General features: G+C 63.7%; 16 protein-coding genes. 9 read left to right on the top strand and 7 right to left on the bottom strand.

Annotated elements, in window-relative coordinates; genetic code table 11:
- Positions 1-19 precede the first annotated feature (19 nt).
- The 5 genes from fliJ to fliF form a co-directional block, all read right to left on the bottom strand.
- The gene (fliJ, locus tag P9250_RS17875; protein ID WP_244826537.1) at positions 20-469 is read right to left on the bottom strand and encodes a flagellar export protein FliJ; all 450 of its coding nucleotides are present in this window, start codon (positions 467-469) and stop codon (positions 20-22) included.
- Between the two features lie 71 nt (positions 470-540).
- Positions 541-2,055, bottom strand: a complete 1,515-nt coding sequence (gene fliI, locus P9250_RS17870; protein WP_250466294.1) for a flagellar protein export ATPase FliI — start codon at positions 2,053-2,055, stop codon at positions 541-543.
- An 8-nt stretch (positions 2,056-2,063) separates the two neighbouring features.
- Positions 2,064-2,735 (bottom strand): flagellar assembly protein FliH, encoded by a 672-nt coding sequence (gene fliH, locus P9250_RS17865; protein ID WP_250466034.1) that lies wholly within the window; start codon positions 2,733-2,735, stop codon positions 2,064-2,066.
- A complete protein-coding gene (gene fliG / locus P9250_RS17860; RefSeq protein WP_244826535.1) occupies positions 2,728-3,723 on the bottom strand; it encodes a flagellar motor switch protein FliG in 996 nt (331 codons plus the stop codon). The genes fliH and fliG overlap by 8 nt, the downstream gene beginning before the upstream one ends.
- Entirely contained in the window at positions 3,713-5,506 is a 1,794-nt protein-coding gene (gene fliF, locus P9250_RS17855) for a flagellar basal-body MS-ring/collar protein FliF (protein ID WP_244826534.1), read from the bottom strand. Before fliF ends, fliG begins: the two co-directional genes overlap by 11 nt.
- Positions 5,507-5,803: 297 nt before the next feature.
- Between fliF and fliE the strand changes: the two genes are divergently transcribed.
- The 5 genes from fliE (at position 5,804) to P9250_RS17830 (ending at position 8,883) form a co-directional block, all read left to right on the top strand.
- On the top strand, positions 5,804-6,169 hold the full coding sequence (fliE, locus tag P9250_RS17850; protein ID WP_244826533.1) for a flagellar hook-basal body complex protein FliE: 366 nt from the start codon (positions 5,804-5,806) through the stop codon (positions 6,167-6,169).
- Positions 6,170-6,410: 241 nt separating this feature from the next.
- Positions 6,411-6,830, top strand: coding sequence for a flagellar export chaperone FliS (fliS, locus tag P9250_RS17845; RefSeq protein WP_244826532.1), 420 nt, complete (start codon positions 6,411-6,413; stop codon positions 6,828-6,830).
- A gap of 29 nt (positions 6,831-6,859) precedes the next feature.
- Entirely contained in the window at positions 6,860-7,189 is a 330-nt protein-coding gene (locus P9250_RS17840) for a flagellar protein FliT (protein WP_244826531.1), read from the top strand.
- Between the two features lie 75 nt (positions 7,190-7,264).
- Positions 7,265-8,587, top strand: a complete 1,323-nt coding sequence (locus P9250_RS17835; protein ID WP_310394394.1) for a flagellar hook-length control protein FliK — start codon at positions 7,265-7,267, stop codon at positions 8,585-8,587.
- Positions 8,584-8,883: an EscU/YscU/HrcU family type III secretion system export apparatus switch protein gene (locus P9250_RS17830; protein WP_244826529.1), complete on the top strand. Its 300-nt coding sequence runs from the start codon at positions 8,584-8,586 to the stop codon at positions 8,881-8,883. The genes P9250_RS17835 and P9250_RS17830 overlap by 4 nt, the downstream gene beginning before the upstream one ends.
- Here the strand turns inward: P9250_RS17830 and P9250_RS17825 are convergent.
- The gene (locus tag P9250_RS17825) at positions 8,880-10,568 is read right to left on the bottom strand and encodes an isovaleryl-CoA dehydrogenase (protein ID WP_310394392.1); all 1,689 of its coding nucleotides are present in this window, start codon (positions 10,566-10,568) and stop codon (positions 8,880-8,882) included. The genes P9250_RS17830 and P9250_RS17825 overlap by 4 nt on opposite strands.
- Before the next feature lie 314 nt (positions 10,569-10,882).
- On the opposite strand from P9250_RS17825, the gene P9250_RS17820 reads away from it, so the two are divergent.
- Positions 10,883-12,598, top strand: coding sequence for an OmpA family protein (locus P9250_RS17820; RefSeq protein WP_310394390.1), 1,716 nt, complete (start codon positions 10,883-10,885; stop codon positions 12,596-12,598).
- Positions 12,599-12,716: 118 nt separating this feature from the next.
- Here P9250_RS17820 and P9250_RS17815 read toward each other — a convergent pair whose 3' ends face one another.
- On the bottom strand, positions 12,717-13,658 hold the full coding sequence (locus tag P9250_RS17815; protein ID WP_310394388.1) for a LysR substrate-binding domain-containing protein: 942 nt from the start codon (positions 13,656-13,658) through the stop codon (positions 12,717-12,719).
- 112 nt (positions 13,659-13,770) lie between these two features.
- Between P9250_RS17815 and P9250_RS17810 the strand changes: the two genes are divergently transcribed.
- The 3 genes from P9250_RS17810 to P9250_RS17800 all read left to right on the top strand — a co-directional run bounded on the left by P9250_RS17810 (position 13,771) and on the right by P9250_RS17800 (position 15,811).
- A complete protein-coding gene (locus P9250_RS17810) occupies positions 13,771-14,229 on the top strand; it encodes a CidA/LrgA family protein (protein ID WP_250509630.1) in 459 nt (152 codons plus the stop codon).
- Between the two features lie 3 nt (positions 14,230-14,232).
- Positions 14,233-14,955, top strand: coding sequence for an LrgB family protein (locus P9250_RS17805; protein ID WP_250466023.1), 723 nt, complete (start codon positions 14,233-14,235; stop codon positions 14,953-14,955).
- 97 nt (positions 14,956-15,052) lie between these two features.
- Positions 15,053-15,811, top strand: coding sequence for a glycosyltransferase family A protein (locus tag P9250_RS17800; protein WP_310394384.1), 759 nt, complete (start codon positions 15,053-15,055; stop codon positions 15,809-15,811).
- Positions 15,812-15,863: the final 52 nt, after the last annotated feature.

Below are 15,863 nucleotides of genomic sequence, written 5' to 3'. Positions count from 1 at the left end.
AAAAGTCCGGTAGTTAAATTCAGGCGCGTTCGGCGCGCATGCGCAGCACCTTGGCCGCGTGCTCGTCCGATTCGCGCTGTTCCACGCGCGCCGCCTTCTTGGCGAGCAACGCCTCGCCGCGCGCCGCGAGCACCTCGTAGCTGCCGACCTTCTGCTTCTTGAGACGCCATTCCGGCTTCGCCGCCTCGATGCGCTGGTCGGCCATCACGAGCAACGTGCGCTGTTGCGCGATCGCCGAGTCCAGCGTGTCGACGAACGCCTGGAAGTTACGCAGCGTCTGCGCCGTCGTGCCTTGCTGCGCCGACGCCGTGAAACGCGCGTGATATTCGTCGCGATACGTCACGAGCGAATTGAGTTGCCCCTCGATTTCGTTGCGCTCCTGCTGAAGCTTGCCCAGCTTCTTGGTCGCGGCGTCGAGTTCTTCCTGAGCGAGTTCGATCAGGGTGTTGATCGGCAGATTCTTTGACATGGACGAGTTGGTCTCTGTGGTCGCGCGGTTTTTTTAATAACTTATGACAAATATAGGTGCGGCTGCAAATACTAGTTGAAAAGTTGATGCAATAAATCAAGACTCGGTTCGAAATTCGCCTGCTCGCGAAAGCCTTGCTGTAAAAACGACTCCATTCGCGGATAAAGCGCGATGGCCCGGTCGAGCAGGGCATCGCGGCCGCTGGAATACGCGCCCACGTTGATCAGGTCGCGATTGCGCTGATAACGCGAAAGCATCTGCTTGAAAAGGCGCACGTGTTCGAGATGCTTGTCGTCGATGAGCGCGGTCATCGCGCGGCTGATCGACTGTTCGATATCGATAGCCGGATAATGTCCCGCCTCGGCAAGCGAGCGGTTCAGCACGATATGGCCGTCGAGAATGGCGCGGGCCGAATCGGCGATCGGATCTTGCTGGTCGTCGCCTTCGGTGAGCACGGTGTAGAACGCGGTGATCGAACCGCCGCCTTCCGGGCCATTGCCGGTACGCTCGACGAGCGCGGGCAGCTTGGCGAACACCGACGGCGGGTAACCCTTGGTCGCGGGCGGCTCGCCAATCGCAAGTGCGATCTCGCGCTGCGCCATCGCGTAACGGGTCAGCGAATCCATGAGCAGCAACACATGCTTGCCCTGATCGCGGAAATATTCGGCGAGCGAAGTCGCGTAAGTCGCGCCCTGCATGCGCAGGACCGGCGAAACGTCGGCCGGCGCGGCCACGACGACTGAACGCGCGAGACCGTCTTCGCCCAGAATCTGTTCGATGAATTCCTTCACTTCGCGGCCGCGTTCGCCGATCAGTCCGATCACGATCACTTCCGCGCTCGTGTAGCGCGCCATCGTGCCGAGCAGCACCGATTTACCGACGCCCGAGCCCGCGAACAGGCCCATGCGCTGACCGCGTCCAACCGTCAGCAGCGAATTGATTGCGCGCACGCCGACGTCCAGCACTTTGTGAATCGGCTCGCGATTCAGCGGGTTGATGACCGGCGATGACAACGGCGCATCGACTTTTGCGCCGAGCGGGCCGAGTCCGTCGAGCGGACGGCCGGATGCATCGACCACGCGGCCGAGCATCTCCCAGCCGACCGGCAGACGTTTCGCGCCTGCCATCGGATCGTTGATCGGCGCGCTTTCCAGCGGATACACGCGCGCGCCGGGCAAGAGGCCGGCCATTTCCGTGGTCGGCATCAAAAAGAGTTTGTCGCCCGCGAAGCCGACGACTTCGGCTTCGGCGGTCGGAATGGCGCTGCCCGGCGGCAGTTCGATCATGCATTCGGAACCGACGCCCATCTTCAGGCCGACCGCTTCGAGCACGAGGCCGGCGGCGCGCGTGAGACGTCCGCACGGACGCAGCGGCTTGGCGATCGCGGTACGCGCCTTGAGGGCGTCGAGCTTGTCGCGCCAGGCGTCGATATGCGGATTGCCCGCCATGTTCGCGAGTTCCGCGATGGTCCGCGCAGCGAGTTCCTCCGGCGATTCTTCCTCGACGACAGCCTCCGGCCCGAACGACGCGCGTGCGATTTCCTGCTCCAGCTCGCTCAGTCCGTCCTGCGTGATGCGATGCGTCATTGCGCTATTTACCACGGCTTGTTCCTCCCCAATGCCGCCGCGACACGCTCCCAGCGCGACGCATTGGTCGAATCGATTTCGCCGCTCGCCGCGTGCGCGCGGCAGCCGCCGCGTTCCACGAGCGGGTCGGGCCGCACCATCCAGCCAGCCGCGCCGAGTTCCTCCTGCAAGTACGCATCGACGATAGGCAGATCGGCGGGATTCACGATCAGCGTCGGCGATCCCGTGAGTTCCGGCTCGGCCGCGATCACTTCGCGCGCCACGGTGACGAGCGCCGTCGGATCGTGCGCCAGATGCTGCCGCACCACTTGCTGCGCGATATCGACCGCGAGCGTGGCGAGCGTTTCCGCAATGGCGGCATCGGCGGCTTGCAGCGCGATCCTGAACGCATCGGCGATTTCCGCGAGACGCGCCGCTTCGGCGAGCGCTTCCTTGCGGCCGTCCTCGAAACCCTTGGCGTGACCTTGTTCGAAACCGGCCTGATACCCGATCGCCTGTCCAGCCACATGACCCGTGGCGAGACCTTGCGCATGCGCGTCTTCCTCGACGCGGCGCAAATGCGCTTCGAGCGCTGCCTGATCCGCCGCGCTGTGGTCCACGGTGACGGGATCGAACGAAGCCATCTCCCAGCGCTGATACGCGGAGAGCGGCGCCTTCGGGTTCTGGGCCGGATTAGACATATGCATCCTCTGCCTTGCCGCCTAATTGAATCTGGCCGTTTTCGGCCAGATTACGCACCACCTGAAGCACCTTGCGTTGCTGCTGCTCGACTTCCGACACACGCACCGGACCGCGCGAATCGAGGTCTTCCGCAAGCAATTCGGCCGCGCGTTGCGACATGTTCGACAGGAACTTCTGACGCAACGCGGGCTGCGCGCCCTTGAGCGAGACGATCAGCGTTTCGGATTCCACTTCCTTCAGCAGCAACTGGATCGCGCGGTCTTCCAGGTCGAGCAGGTTCTCGAACACGAACATCTGGTCGATGATCTTCTGCGCGAGTTCCACGTCGTATTCCTTGACGTTGTTGATCACGCCCTCTTCATGGTTGCTCGACATGAAGTTGAGAATCTCGGCCGCCGTGCGGATACCGCCCATCGGCGCGCGCTTCAGGTTGTCGCTGCCGGAGAGAAGCGTGGTCAGCACATCGTCGAGTTCGCGCAGCGCGGCGGGCTGAATACCGTCGAGCGTGGCGATACGCAGCAGCACGTCGTTACGCAGACGGTCGTTGAGCAGCGAGACGATTTCCGAAGCCTGATCGCGGTCCAGGTGCACGAGGATCGTCGCGATGATCTGCGGATGCTCGTTCTTGATGAGTTCCGCGACCGCGCCCGAGTCCATCCACTTCAGACCTTCGATACCGCTCGTATCGCTGCCTTGCAGAATCCGGTCGATGAGCGCGCCAGCCTTGGTTTCGCCGAGCGCCTTCGTGAGCACCGAGCGGATGTACTCGCTCGAATCGAGCGACAACGCGGTGTGCTGCTCCGCTTCGCTGACGAATTCGGTCAGCACGTTGTCGAGCTGCTCGCGCGTCACGTTCTTGAGCGCCGCCATGGTCGCGCCGATCTTCTGCACCTCGCGCGGAGCGAGATACTTGAAAACTTCGGCGGCTTCTTCCTCGCCGATCGACATCAGGAGGAGCGCGGCTTTATTGAGACCTTCAGCGTTCATCGGACACCCAGTTCTTCACGACCGTCGCCACGATTCTCGCGTCCTGACGCGCCACCATGCGCGCGTAGTCGAGATTGCGATCGAACTTGGCCTTGTTGCTTTCATGACCGAGGAGACTTACCTCGGCATCCTTGTCATCATCGTCATTCTTGGCGCCGCCTTCGAGCGTCGGGCCGTCGAGCAGCGAGAGTTCGTCTGGCGCGTTGAGCGAGGGCGCCGCCGGTTCCGGCACGGGGAAGGCGCGGCGCATTGCCGGCTTCACCATGCTGAAGTACAGGAACAGTGCGACGATGCCGATGCCCACGTACTTCGCCAACTGGATACCGCGCATGATCATGTCCGGCGTGCGCCACCACGGCACATCGGGCGTCACGTTCTGGTCGGAGTTGAACGCGCTGTTCACCACGTTGACCGAGTCGCCGCGCTTCTCGTCGTAGCCCATCGCGTCCTTCACGAGTTGCTGGACTTGCGCGAGCTTGTCGGCGGCGAGCGGCGTCATCGTGACGTTGCCCTTCGCATCGACCTGACGCTGATAGTTCACGACCACCGCCACCGAAAGACGCTTGATGCCGCCTGTCGCCTGTTCGTAGTGGCGCACGGTGCGGTCCACTTCGTAATTGGTCGTCGTGTCCTTGCGCAGGTTCTGCGGCGTGGACTTCGCGGCGGCAGCGCCGGTTGCGTCCGATGCTCCGCCCGTGACCGGCGCGGATGCCGGCTGCGGCGGCTGGTTCGACAGCGCGCCCGGCACGCCCGACGGGCCGCTGCCCGAGGTTTCGCTGGATTCGCTCGATTGCTGGCTGCGGATCGACGTGTTCTGCGGGTTGGCGTTCGGGCCGTAGCTTTCGGCGGTCTGTTCGAGCTTCGAGAAGTCGATGTCCGCGCTCACTTGCGAATGCGCGTTGCCGCCGCCGAAGAGCGGGGAAAGAATCGCGTCGATGCGCTTTTGCGTGTTGTGCTCGATCTGCTGCACGTACTTCAGTTGCGATGCGTCGAGACCGTTCGCGGCGCTCTGGTTCGTGAGCAGGTTGCCGTCCTGATCGACGATATTCACGTTCTTGACCGGCATGTCCGCCACGCCCGACGACACCATGTGCGCGATCGCCGAAACCTGTCCTTCGTCGAGCACGCGCCCGGGAAAGAGGTTGACCATGACGGACGCGGTCGGCAGTTCCTTGTCGCGCACGAACACGCTCGGCTTCGGAATGGCCAGATGCACGCGTGCCGACTTCACCGAGGAAATTGCGCCGATGGTGCGTTCCAGTTCGCCTTCGAGCGCGCGCTGGTAGTTGATCTGCTCCGCGAACTGGCTAATGCCGAACTTTTGGTTGTCCATCAGTTCGAAGCCGACCGAGCCGCTTTTCGGCAAACCCTGGCTTGCGAGGCGCAGACGCGTTTCGTGCACCGACTCGGCCGGAACGAGGATCGCGCCGCCGCCGTCGGAGAGCTTGTAGGGAATGTTGCCCTGCTGGAGCGCGGCGACGATCGCACCGCCGTCGCGGTCGGAGAGATTCGAGAACAGCACGCGGTAGTCGGGCTGGCGCGTCCACATGACGAGCCCCGCCACGACCATCGCCAAGATCGCCACGGCGATGATGAGCGGCACGCGCGGGTTCGAGCGGAATTGCGAGAGCATCGGCATGCGCTGAGCGAAGCCGCCGAAGTCGGCGCCGCCAGCGCCGCCGGTGAGGCTGGGGCTCGCGGCGCTCGCCGAGGCGCCAGGCTGCGCGCCTGCCAGGCCCATTCTGGCGTCTGGCGTGATCAGTGAGTTGTTGGGCGTATCCATTTAGCGTCGAAGCTCCGAATCTTTTGCGTTCCCCTCTGGCCGGTCGTACTGCCCGTGATGCGGCGCCGGAGGACTTTTGACGAGATGGATTATCCGCAGAAGATTGCAAGTCGATTCGGCGAATAGAGCCGGGTTTCCCCCGTTCTTCCGGCGCTTTGGAAAATGCCGCGCTGCTAATCTTTCTCGTACTCGGTAAAAGCGTTCGGACGACCGTTCGCACGCCGCCCCGAACCCGGCGACGAGCGACTTTCGCACTTGGGCGCTGAACCGGCTCTTTACTTGTCAATCGGAGACACCATGAACTTCCCGATCAATCCGCTCACCTCCGCGCTGAGCACAATGCAGTCGATGGCGACGCAGGCCGCCGGCAGCCCCACGGTCGCCACGGGCGCCGTATCCGGACAGGACGCGGGAATCGGCCAGTCGGGCGCGGTGAGCGCGGGCACGTTCGCGGACGCGCTGCAGTCGTCGATCAGCAAGATCAGCGACAACCAGACGAAGGCGCTGTCCGAAGCGCACGCGTTTGAAATCGGCGCGCCGAACGTTTCGCTCAACGACGTGATGGTCGATATGCAAAAGGCCAACGTCGGCATGCAGTTCGGCTTGCAAGTACGCAACAAGCTCGTGTCGGCCTACAACGACATCATGCAAATTTCGGTGTAACGCGCTGTGGCTGGCGCGTGCGTTTCGAATCCGTCCCCATCATGCCGATACGGCCCCAGAGCCTTGCGCCCTAAAGCTTTGCCGCGATTCTCCGATAACCTCGATAACAGCACGGCGAACGATGGTTCGATCGCCAGCACCGATTCTTACCGGTCGGACGAAGCGGCCTTTGCGCCGCCGTCCGAGCACCGCGCGCCACGTGCCGCGGGCGTCATTCGGTATCGCATAAGGAGAACCACGGATGTATTCCCCAGGACAGGCGGGAGCCAACGCATATGCACGCGTCGGCGTTCAGACAGGGGTGATGGGAGCGAGCCCGCACCGGCTGATCGTGATGCTCTATCAGGGCGCGCGGCAGTCGATTGCACAGGCGCGGATGCACTTGCAGCAGAAGAACGTGGGCGCGCGCGGAACGGCGATCAGCAAGGCGATCAACATCATCGAGACCGGGTTGCAGCAGGCGCTCAACAAGGAAGCGGGCGGCGAAGTCGCGCTGCGTCTGGACGCGCTGTACTCGTACATGGCACGCCGGCTCCTGGAAGCGAATCTGAACCAGGACGAGTCGATGCTCGTGGAAGTGGACAATCTGCTGGCTACGCTCGAAGAGGCGTGGGTCGGCATTGGACCGGAAGTGGCGAGAACGACCGCGGCAGCCGTCTGAGCGGCAGCCACGGCGACTGCCTGACAAGAATGAATACCACAGACGAATATTTCGCGCACTACGAGGCGATTGCTGCGCTGTCCGGCCAGATGCTGGCTGCGGCGCGCAGTGGCGAGTGGAGCGAATTGAAGACGATGCAGGGCAGGTATCGCGAGTTGATCGAACGGTTGAAGGACGTGGATACCGGCTCGGAACTCGACGACACCGCCCGTGCGCGCAAGCTGGACCTCGTGAAGAAGATCCTCGCCGACGATGCCGCGATTCGCGACCTCAGTTCGCCGAGCCTCGCGCGTCTTTCCGCGCTCTTCACGACCAACAGCCCGGCGCGCGTACTTAAAAAGATGATCGGACTGCGCTAGACGGCGCGGCTTGCGACGGAAAACTCTTCCGGCGTCTGGCCCGGCCCTCGCGCGCGGTCTTTCCAGGATGCCGGCATGTCAGGACTCGATTCCGCGATCGCCACGATTATCGCCAGCCGGACCGAGCTCCTTCTGTCCGCGCTGCGCGCCAACGCCGGTTCGACCGGCCAGACGACCACGCAGACGGGCGTTTCCTTGTCCGTCGCGACGCCCGCCGGAACCGCGGCGGGCGCATCCGCGCCGACGCTCGCTCCGGTGGCGTCCGCGCAAACCGAACTGTCGAGCGTGGCCCGCACGCTCGATGTCATTTCCCGCCTGGGCGGCGCCGCGCCCGCGATTCTCGGTGATGCCCCGCTCTGGCCGACACCGCCGCGTCCCGCGAGCGCGTTCGCCGCGCTGACCACGGGGCTTTTCGATACCGCTTTCTCCTCCAATGCCGCCGCCGTCGCGGCCGCGCGTGCGGCGAGCCAGAATCTGCCGCCGTTACCGGCGTCCGCGCTGGCATCGGAGCTTGCGAAAACGGTGGCGCAAAGCGGCCTCTTCTACGAGTCGCATCTCGTGCAATGGATGGCCGGGCAGCGCAGCACGGCGTCGCTCGCGAGCGAACCGCAGGCGCGCATCGATCCGCGCGCGCTGACCTTGCCGCTCGATTTGCCGGGCGATGAAAGCATCGCGCGCGATACCGCCTTCGACGACACGCGCCCACCGGCGTTTGCCTCGACACAAACCGATCTGTCCGATCTGCACGCCGAAACGCATAACGTCGCGATGCCGCAAACGCCGCAGCAAGCGGCGGCGCTCGCGGCATCGGTACGGGATGCGCCCGCGCTGGCGCTGTCGAATTCGCAAAGCGCGCCGTCCGCGCCCGCTTCGCCGCTCGCCGCGCCGCAGCCGAGCCAGCATGAATCGGCGCTGCAGGCATCGCTCGATGCGGGTATTCATCCGGCGACGCTCACGGTCGTGCGTCAGCAACTCGACATACTCGCCAACGAGCAATTCCGCTGGCAGGGCGAAGCGTGGCCGGGGACGCGTTTCGAGTGGGAAGTGGCGCGAGAGCCGCGTCCCGCCGTGGATACCAGCGAGGAACGCGCGTGGCGCACGCGCGTCACGTTGTCGTTGCCCGCGCTCGGCATGGTGGACGCCGAACTCGTGCTGACCGGCGACAAGCTGGTCGCGCGTCTGAGGGCGAGCGATACGGGCGCATCGCGTTTTTCCGCCGATGCCGCCGCGTTCCAGCGTCAGCTCGAAGCGGCGGGCATCGCGCTGGCGTCGTTCAGCGTGCGTTCGATGGATGGCTCGGGCGCCGCCACGGGCGACATCGACCTGGACGCGCCGAAACCAGTGCGTTCGCCGCTCGAGCATTTATTCCGCGCGCCGCCGGGTGGAGAAGTGACATGAGCAATCCACTGTATTCGCGCAAGCAGGCCACCGCGCTCACTTACGATGCGGGCAGCCGCGAAACGACGCCGCGCGTCGTGGCGAAGGGCTACGGCGTGGTCGCGGAAATGATCGTGCAGCGCGCTAAGGAAGCGGGCGTGTATGTCCATGACTCGCCGGAAATGGTGTCGCTCTTGATGCAGGTCGATCTCGATTCGCATATTCCCCCCGCGCTTTATCAGGCGGTGGCGGAACTGCTGGCCTGGGTTTATCGGCTGGAGAACGAGGAGCCGGTGAGGGAAGCGGGACGCCGCTAAAACTCGAAAGCCCGCCTGACGATCGCCGCATGATCGAAGCGCGCGGGCAACGTGCCATACACGCGGCCGGTTTCGCCGCGCGCATCGCCCAGGCGGGTTTCGATGAACGCCTGTGCCACCTCGTCCGGCGCATGTCTCGCCAGCAATACGCCTTGTGCACATAAGGTCAATTGCTGCGCGATGCGCCGCGCCGATGCCTCGCGCGACGCCGGATCGCTCGTCAAACTAGTCAAGAGTGTCTGCAAAGCCGCACCGAGCGCCGGATGCGCGCTTGCCGTATCGCGCCAGTCGTCGAATAGTGCGTGCGCCGCGTCCTGCTCGCGCTCGAACGCACGCAGCACGTCGAGACACATGACGTTACCCGAACCCTCCCAGATCGAATTGACCGGCGCCTCGCGATAAAACCTCGCCATCGGCCCGGTTTCGACGTAACCGTTGCCGCCCCACACTTCCATCGCCTCGCCGGTGAATTCGAGCGCGCGCTTGCAGACCCAGAACTTCGCCGCAGGCGTGACGATGCGCCGCCACGCGCGTTCGCGCAACGCCGCTCCCGCCGATGCGCTCTGCTCGAACGCCCCGGCCAGCCGCATGAACAGCACCGTCGCGGCTTCCGATTCGAGCGCGAGGTCGGCGAGCACGTTGCGCATCAAGGGCTGATCGGCGAGATGCGCGCCAAACGCGCTGCGATGCCGCGCATGATGGATCGCTTCGACCAGCGCCGCGCGCATCAACGCCGCGCTGCCGATCACACAATCGAGCCGCGTGTAGTTCGCCATTTCGATGATGGTCGGCACGCCGCGTCCTTCATCGCCGATCATCACGCCGTAGGCATCGAGAAACTCGACTTCGCTGCTCGCGTTCGAGCGATTGCCGAGCTTGTCCTTCAGACGCTGCACGTGCACGGCGTTCTTGCGGCCGTCGGGCGCAAAGCGCGGCACGTAGAAGCAGGAGAGTCCGCCTTCGTCCGCCGTGCGCGCGAGCACAAGATGCGCGTCGCACTGCGGCGCCGAGAAAAACCACTTGTGTCCGATTAACCGATAGTCCCCGCCGCGCCCGGGTGTGCCGAGCGCATGCGCGCGCGTGCGATTGCCGCGCACGTCGGAGCCGCCCTGCTTTTCGGTCATGCCCATGCCGATCAACATCGATCGCTTGCCGGCTTCGAGGGCGATGTCGCGCGAATCGTGCTCGCGCGACAAGAGCGGTGCGGCGAGCCGTTCATAAAGCGCGGGTTCATTGCGCAAAACGGGGATGCTCGCGAAGGTCATCGTGACCGGACACAGCGATCCGGATTCGAGTTGTCCGTGCAGAAAGTAACCGGCGGCGCGCGCGGCCATCGACCCGGCGCGCGCCGAAGGTTCGAACGGCAGCGCGTGCAGACCTTCTTGCCGCAGACGTCGCAGCAGTTCATGCCAGGCCGGATGAAACTCGATTGCGTCGATACGCTCGCCACGCGCGCTGTGCGTGCTCAGTTCCGGCGTATGCCGGTTGGCGAGATCGGCGAGCGCGAGCACGTCCGGTTGTGTAAGCGCGCGGCCGTCGCGGTGGAGCGCCTCGGCATGCCAGTGCGCGCCTTCGCGCTCGAGCGCGGCAACGAGCGCGCGGTCCGCGGCGAAGGCGTCGTAGTCGACAAGCGGCGGCGACTGATTCGTGACTTCGTGTGTCTCGAACAAGGGTGCGTGGTTCATCGTGTGTCTCCCGTGCGAGCTTGCGTCGGCTAATCGCAACACGCGTGGTCAAAAATGATCCTCTATCTCTATTTAACGATGATAGGCCGCACGCCCGACTAGCGTGTAGCGCTGCCGCTCGCTTCAATCTGGCCGGGCGCTCGCGTTTGGTCTTAAACCATTCCTATATTTTTCTGATGCGAACTCTTAAAGACCAACCGGATGAGAGAAATCCGATTGTTTGGCTACCACGGCTGACGGACAGGAGGCCGAACCTATAATCGCCGAGACCCTTATGGCCTGAGGTTTACAGGCCTCTTCTGGAAGTCTTCTCAATGAGCATCAACCTCAATCAACTCGTTCAAGGCGCCTTGACCGAGAGCGTATTGCAACACCTGGCTGCACGCGTTGGCTGCACGCAGGAGTCCGCGAGGCGCGTCGTCGGACTATGCGCGCCAGCACTCATCGGCTCGATGATGAACAAGGCGGCGTCGCTGGATGGCGCACGCAGTCTGTTTGCCTCCGTCATGTCGCCGGGCGTGAACACGCATATCGCCGAGGAACTGCCGCACTTCGTTCTCAACGACGAAGGCATGCAAACGCTCCTCGCCACCCATTCGACGGTGGATGGCGTCATTGCCTCGCACGACAATCTCAATGCGCTCGCCGAGCGTATTTCCGAATACACGGGCGTGGCGGCGAGCGCATCGCGCACGTTGTCGGGCGTCGTGGGCGCGACCATTCTCGGTATCCTCAAGCGCTATTTCACGCAGCACAACGGCCATATCGGCCAGTTGCCCACGCTGCTCGGGCATCAATTGCCGGTCGTGCGGGCCAACATGACGGATTCGTTCGCGAATGCGCTGGGGCTCGGCTCGGTCGGCGCGTTCCTCGCGGGCGTGGCCTCGCGGCTGAAGGCGGTGTCCTCGCATCTCGGTCATCCGGCTACCCAAGAAGCAGCGTCGTTCCCCATTCATGGCGAACAAGAACCGGCCGTGGAAACCGCGCAAACAAACGACAAGGGTCCGCGCCGCAAATGGCTGTGGGTCGCCAACGCCGCTGCCCTCGCGTTGCTGGCCGCGCTCGTTGCGCGCGGCTGTTCGACCGAAAACAAGTCGAAAGACGTGACGGCCGAAACGCGCACGGACGCCTCGGCGGCATCCGACGCCGCATCTGCAGCCAGCGCCAGCGCCAGCGCTAGCGCTAGCGCCAGTGACGATCAGGCATCGCAAGCCACGGCTGTGGCGCCCGATCAGGCATCGTTGCCGACCATTTTGCCGGGCAAGGACGCAAGCCTGTCCATGACGGTCGACGCCTCCGGCATTCCCACGCTGAAAGCCACGGTGAATAGCGAGCAGGAACGTCAACGCCTGATCGACATGCTGTCGGCTAAGCTCGGCGCGGACAAGTTCCACGCGAACGTGACCGTCGATCCCGACACGAAGCCCGCCGCGTGGCTCGACAAGCTCGAAGGCCTGCTGCCGTTGATGACGCTGCCGGGCGCCGATCTGCAGATTACCGGCGACACGATCACCCTGAGCGGCGGCGCAAGCGAGCCGAAGCTCGGCTGGGTCGACAAGCTGAAGGCGCTGTTCGGCGCCGGCTGGACGGTCGGCACGCAATCGGCTCCGGTTGCGGCTCCGGCATCGGAAGCGCAAGCCAATCAAGACGCGGATGCCTGCTCGGCTCCGGCTATCGTCAAGACGCTGAACCTGAAGCCGGTCAACTTCGGCACGGGTTCGAACACGCCGCCGCCGGTTGCCATGGCGGCGCTCGCTGCCTCGGCAAAGGCGCTGAAGGCCTGCGACACGCAAGCAAAGCCAATTCAGCTTCAGATCGCAGGCTATTCGGACAACACGGGCGGCGCGGCGCTGAATCTTCAGTTGTCGAAGAAGCGTGCGGAAGCGGTGCGTTCGTACCTGGTTCAGCACGGCATTCCTTCTGATTCGCTGACAGCTCAAGGCTTTGGCGACGCCAATCCGGTCGCCGACAACTCGACCGCCGCTGGCCGCATGGCTAATCGACGTATCGAGTTCAAGCAAGCCGACTAAGCGTCACGCGCCATCTCGGGCGCGATGCGTCGAAAAAGCGCCGGACCGCTTTGAAGCGGTTCGGCGCTTTTTTACTGCGCACTAGGCGCATCAGGCAAGGAAACTCCCGTTCAACGCATTACAGCGCCTCGCCACGCTTCAGCCGCGGAAAGCCATCGGCCATGAAATCCTGATCGACATTCGCGGGCAGTATTTCGCGCGCGACTTCGATCCACGCTCGCGCCGCATGCGACAGATATCCGTTGCGCCGCCAGCCGACGGCCATGTCCCAGCGAATCTCGGGCGCGACGACCGGCCGGCAGGTGAACGCCTCGGCATCCAGGCGGCCACAATAAGGCGCGGGCAACAGCGCGATGCCGATGCCAGCCTGTACCAACGCCGCCATGAAATCCCAATGCCCGCTGCGACCGACGATCGTCGGCGCGAACCCCGCCGCGCGGCACGCGCTCAGCACGACGTCGTTGAGCGCGAGACTTTCGCCGTAGAACACAAAGGGTTCGGCTGCCAGATCGGCGAGCGCTACCTCGTTCAGACCGTCCCAGCGCGAACCTTTTTGCGCCACGAGCCACAAGAGTTGCCGGCTGACGGGCAGCACGTCGAACGTTTCGGCATCGACTGGCTGCAGCACGCCGCCGAGTTCGAGTTCGCCTTCGATCAACGCAGCCTCGATCGCCTTCGAGCCTTGCTCGAACAGCTTCAGCTCGATCTTCGGATACCGCTCCCTGAAAGCAGCAATGACGGGCGTGAAGAGCGCGCCGCCCATCGGCGGAATGCCGATCGTCAGCGTGCCGCGCCCGAACGTGCCCAGATCGTTCAGTTCCGCTTCGAGCCGCGCATGGGCCGCGAGCACATCGACGCCACGCTGATAGACGATTTGTCCGGCATCGGTCAGGACCATCTGACGGCCTTCCCGCAATAAAAGCGGCGAGCCGACCTCGTCTTCTAGTGACTTGACCATTTTGCTGATGGTCGGCTGAGTGACGAACATATGCTCGGCGGCAGCAGTGAAGCTCTTTTGCTTGACCACCTCAATGAAATACCTCAACGCGCGCAATTCCATGTGAGATTCCAGATTGGAATGATTTGGATAATGCTAAGTCATTTTTTTTATGTAAATGGTGCACTTATACTCCGTCTACAGGTTAACCCTAGTCATTCGCCCCGAGCCCGCCATGTCCACCGTTCTTTCCGCCCCATCCGCCTTCGCCAACGCCCGCATGGCGCTTGCCCGCGTGACGCGCATCGCGATTCAATCGGCGGCGCTCGCGGCGATTTGGTTCGTCGCGGACCTGGCCGCGCGCAAGCTGGCGCTGCCGGTGCCAGGTGGCGTCGTCGGACTAGTCGCGTTGTTGGCGCTCCTGTTCTGCGGCGGCGTGGCGCCGCGCTGGGTCAAGGCGGGCGCCGACTGGCTGCTGTCGGACATGCTGCTGTTCTTCATCCCGGCGGCCGTGGCGGCGGTCCAATACGGCGGGCTTTTCATGGAAGAAGGCTGGCGTTTGGCGCTGGTTGTCGTCGCGGGAACGCTCATGGTGATGGTGGCGGTGGCGTTCGCCGTGGATCGGGCGGCGCGCCTGGAGCGTCACCTCGCGCTGCGCCGGGCGCTCAACGCGCGGCAAGCGGCGCGCGCCTGAGCCATGAGCCACTTCTACGCTTCGCTGCTCCAAGACGACGCTGCACGCCTGATCGCTGCCGGATGCTTCGTGATGACCGTCGTCCTGTACTTCGTGTCGAAGCGTCTTTATGCGCGCTTCAAAAGTCCGTGGCTGACGCCGCTTCTGGCTGTCCCGGCGGTGCTTGCGGCGATCGTCGTGACGGCGCGCATTCCATACCCCGTCTATTTCGCCGATACGCGCTGGCTCATGTGGCTGCTCGGGCCAGCCACCGTCGCGTTCGCGGTGCCGATCTACGAATACCGGTCGCTCCTGAAGCGGCACTGGATTTCGTTGAGCGTCGGAGTGACGGTTGGCATTCTGGTGGCGGTCGGCGGGTCGATTGCGCTTGCGAAGTTGCTGCATCTGTCGCCGGAACTGCAGCGCAGTCTCGCGACGCGTTCGATATCGACGCCATTTGCGCTCGCGGTATCCGACAAGATTCACGCGCCGCGCGATCTGACCGCGCTTTTCGTCATCGCGACGGGCGTGTGCGGCATGCTCTTCGGCGAGATCGTGCTGGCGCTGGTGCCGCTGCGCACGCGGCTTGCGCGCGGAGCGTTGTTCGGCGCGGCGGCGCATGGCGTCGGCACCGCGAAGGCGCGCGAACTCGGGAACGAAGAGGGCGTCGTCGCCAGCTTGACGATGATGATCGCGGGCGTGGTGATGGTGCTGCTCGCGCCGGTTTTGAGCATGTTGCCGATATAGGCAATTACGCGCACGCGCCGCTGTTTAGGAGTTTTCGCTAGCGATTCTCGGAGCATCTCTTGCGACAATCCGGGCTCAACTTTTCGGTTAGAGCCAAATGTCACTAGTCTCTCAGCGCTCCGGCGTCTCAGTCATCATTCCTTGTTTCAACTCGGCAAAAACGCTGGCACGCGCGCTCGATAGTTGTCTTTTGCAAACCGAAGCAGCGCAGATCATCGTCGTGGACGATGGCTCGCAGGACACAACAGCGGCGATTGCGAAGTATTACTCTCTGAAAGACCGACGCGTCGAGCTAGTTCAGATGCCGGAAAACGGTGGCCCCGCTCGGGCGCGCAACCATGGTGCGAATGTCGCGGCGCACTCCATTCTGGCTTTCCTCGACGCCGACGACGAATACCTTCCAGGCGCGCTAGCGACCGCCGCACTCTATCTGCACAACACGCCTCGGCAACCCGCAGTTCGTTTCAGCGCCGACTTCAGCGACGTTCCAGCCGAACTGCGCGCCATTCCTGACTTCGGCCGTCACGCCAACATCATGAGCGACACGATAACGAGCACGCTCGTGATTCAGCGTGCAACCTTCCTCGCGCTCGGCGGCTTCCCTACAGATGAAGTCTTCCGGCGTTATGGCGGCGAGGATTCGGCGCTTTCAAATGCAATCATCGACATTTACGGTTGTTATCGCCTGGAAGCCAGGAAAGGCGTTCGCGTCCACTATCATCCGGGGAGCCACGTGGCGTTGTATTTCAGCCGCGCAGGAGGCGCCGAAACGCCGTTCGACGAGCATTGGGCGACCACCGAGGCCATTCAACAATTCGTCGCACGCGCCCGCACGGCGATGTCCGGCAATTGCTGAGTCAATAGTCGATCGAGCCTGAACGCCTCCCTACGCTCAGTCACCCCCATCA

Origin of the sequence: Caballeronia sp. LP006 (genome assembly GCF_031450995.1) — a bacterium.
Classification (GTDB): Bacteria; Pseudomonadota; Gammaproteobacteria; order Burkholderiales; family Burkholderiaceae; genus Caballeronia.
This window is presented reverse-complemented; position numbering and strand designations above follow the sequence as displayed.

Bases quoted from the DNA above. Each gene is read 5' to 3' on its own strand.
- fliJ (WP_244826537.1), bottom strand. From the start codon at position 469: ATGTCAAAGAATCTGCCGATCAACACCCTGATCGAACTCGCTCAGGAA.
- fliI (WP_250466294.1), bottom strand. From the start codon at position 2,055: ATGACGCATCGCATCACGCAGGACGGACTGAGCGAGCTGGAGCAGGAA.
- fliH (WP_250466034.1), bottom strand. From the start codon at position 2,735: ATGTCTAATCCGGCCCAGAACCCGAAGGCGCCGCTCTCCGCGTATCAG.
- fliG (WP_244826535.1), bottom strand. From the start codon at position 3,723: ATGAACGCTGAAGGTCTCAATAAAGCCGCGCTCCTCCTGATGTCGATC.
- fliF (WP_244826534.1), bottom strand. From the start codon at position 5,506: ATGGATACGCCCAACAACTCACTGATCACGCCAGACGCCAGAATGGGC.
- fliE (WP_244826533.1), top strand. From the start codon at position 5,804: ATGAACTTCCCGATCAATCCGCTCACCTCCGCGCTGAGCACAATGCAG.
- fliS (WP_244826532.1), top strand. From the start codon at position 6,411: ATGTATTCCCCAGGACAGGCGGGAGCCAACGCATATGCACGCGTCGGC.
- P9250_RS17840 (WP_244826531.1), top strand. From the start codon at position 6,860: ATGAATACCACAGACGAATATTTCGCGCACTACGAGGCGATTGCTGCG.
- P9250_RS17835 (WP_310394394.1), top strand. From the start codon at position 7,265: ATGTCAGGACTCGATTCCGCGATCGCCACGATTATCGCCAGCCGGACC.
- P9250_RS17830 (WP_244826529.1), top strand. From the start codon at position 8,584: ATGAGCAATCCACTGTATTCGCGCAAGCAGGCCACCGCGCTCACTTAC.
- P9250_RS17825 (WP_310394392.1), bottom strand. From the start codon at position 10,568: ATGAACCACGCACCCTTGTTCGAGACACACGAAGTCACGAATCAGTCG.
- P9250_RS17820 (WP_310394390.1), top strand. From the start codon at position 10,883: ATGAGCATCAACCTCAATCAACTCGTTCAAGGCGCCTTGACCGAGAGC.
- P9250_RS17815 (WP_310394388.1), bottom strand. From the start codon at position 13,658: ATGGAATTGCGCGCGTTGAGGTATTTCATTGAGGTGGTCAAGCAAAAG.
- P9250_RS17810 (WP_250509630.1), top strand. From the start codon at position 13,771: ATGTCCACCGTTCTTTCCGCCCCATCCGCCTTCGCCAACGCCCGCATG.
- P9250_RS17805 (WP_250466023.1), top strand. From the start codon at position 14,233: ATGAGCCACTTCTACGCTTCGCTGCTCCAAGACGACGCTGCACGCCTG.
- P9250_RS17800 (WP_310394384.1), top strand. From the start codon at position 15,053: ATGTCACTAGTCTCTCAGCGCTCCGGCGTCTCAGTCATCATTCCTTGT.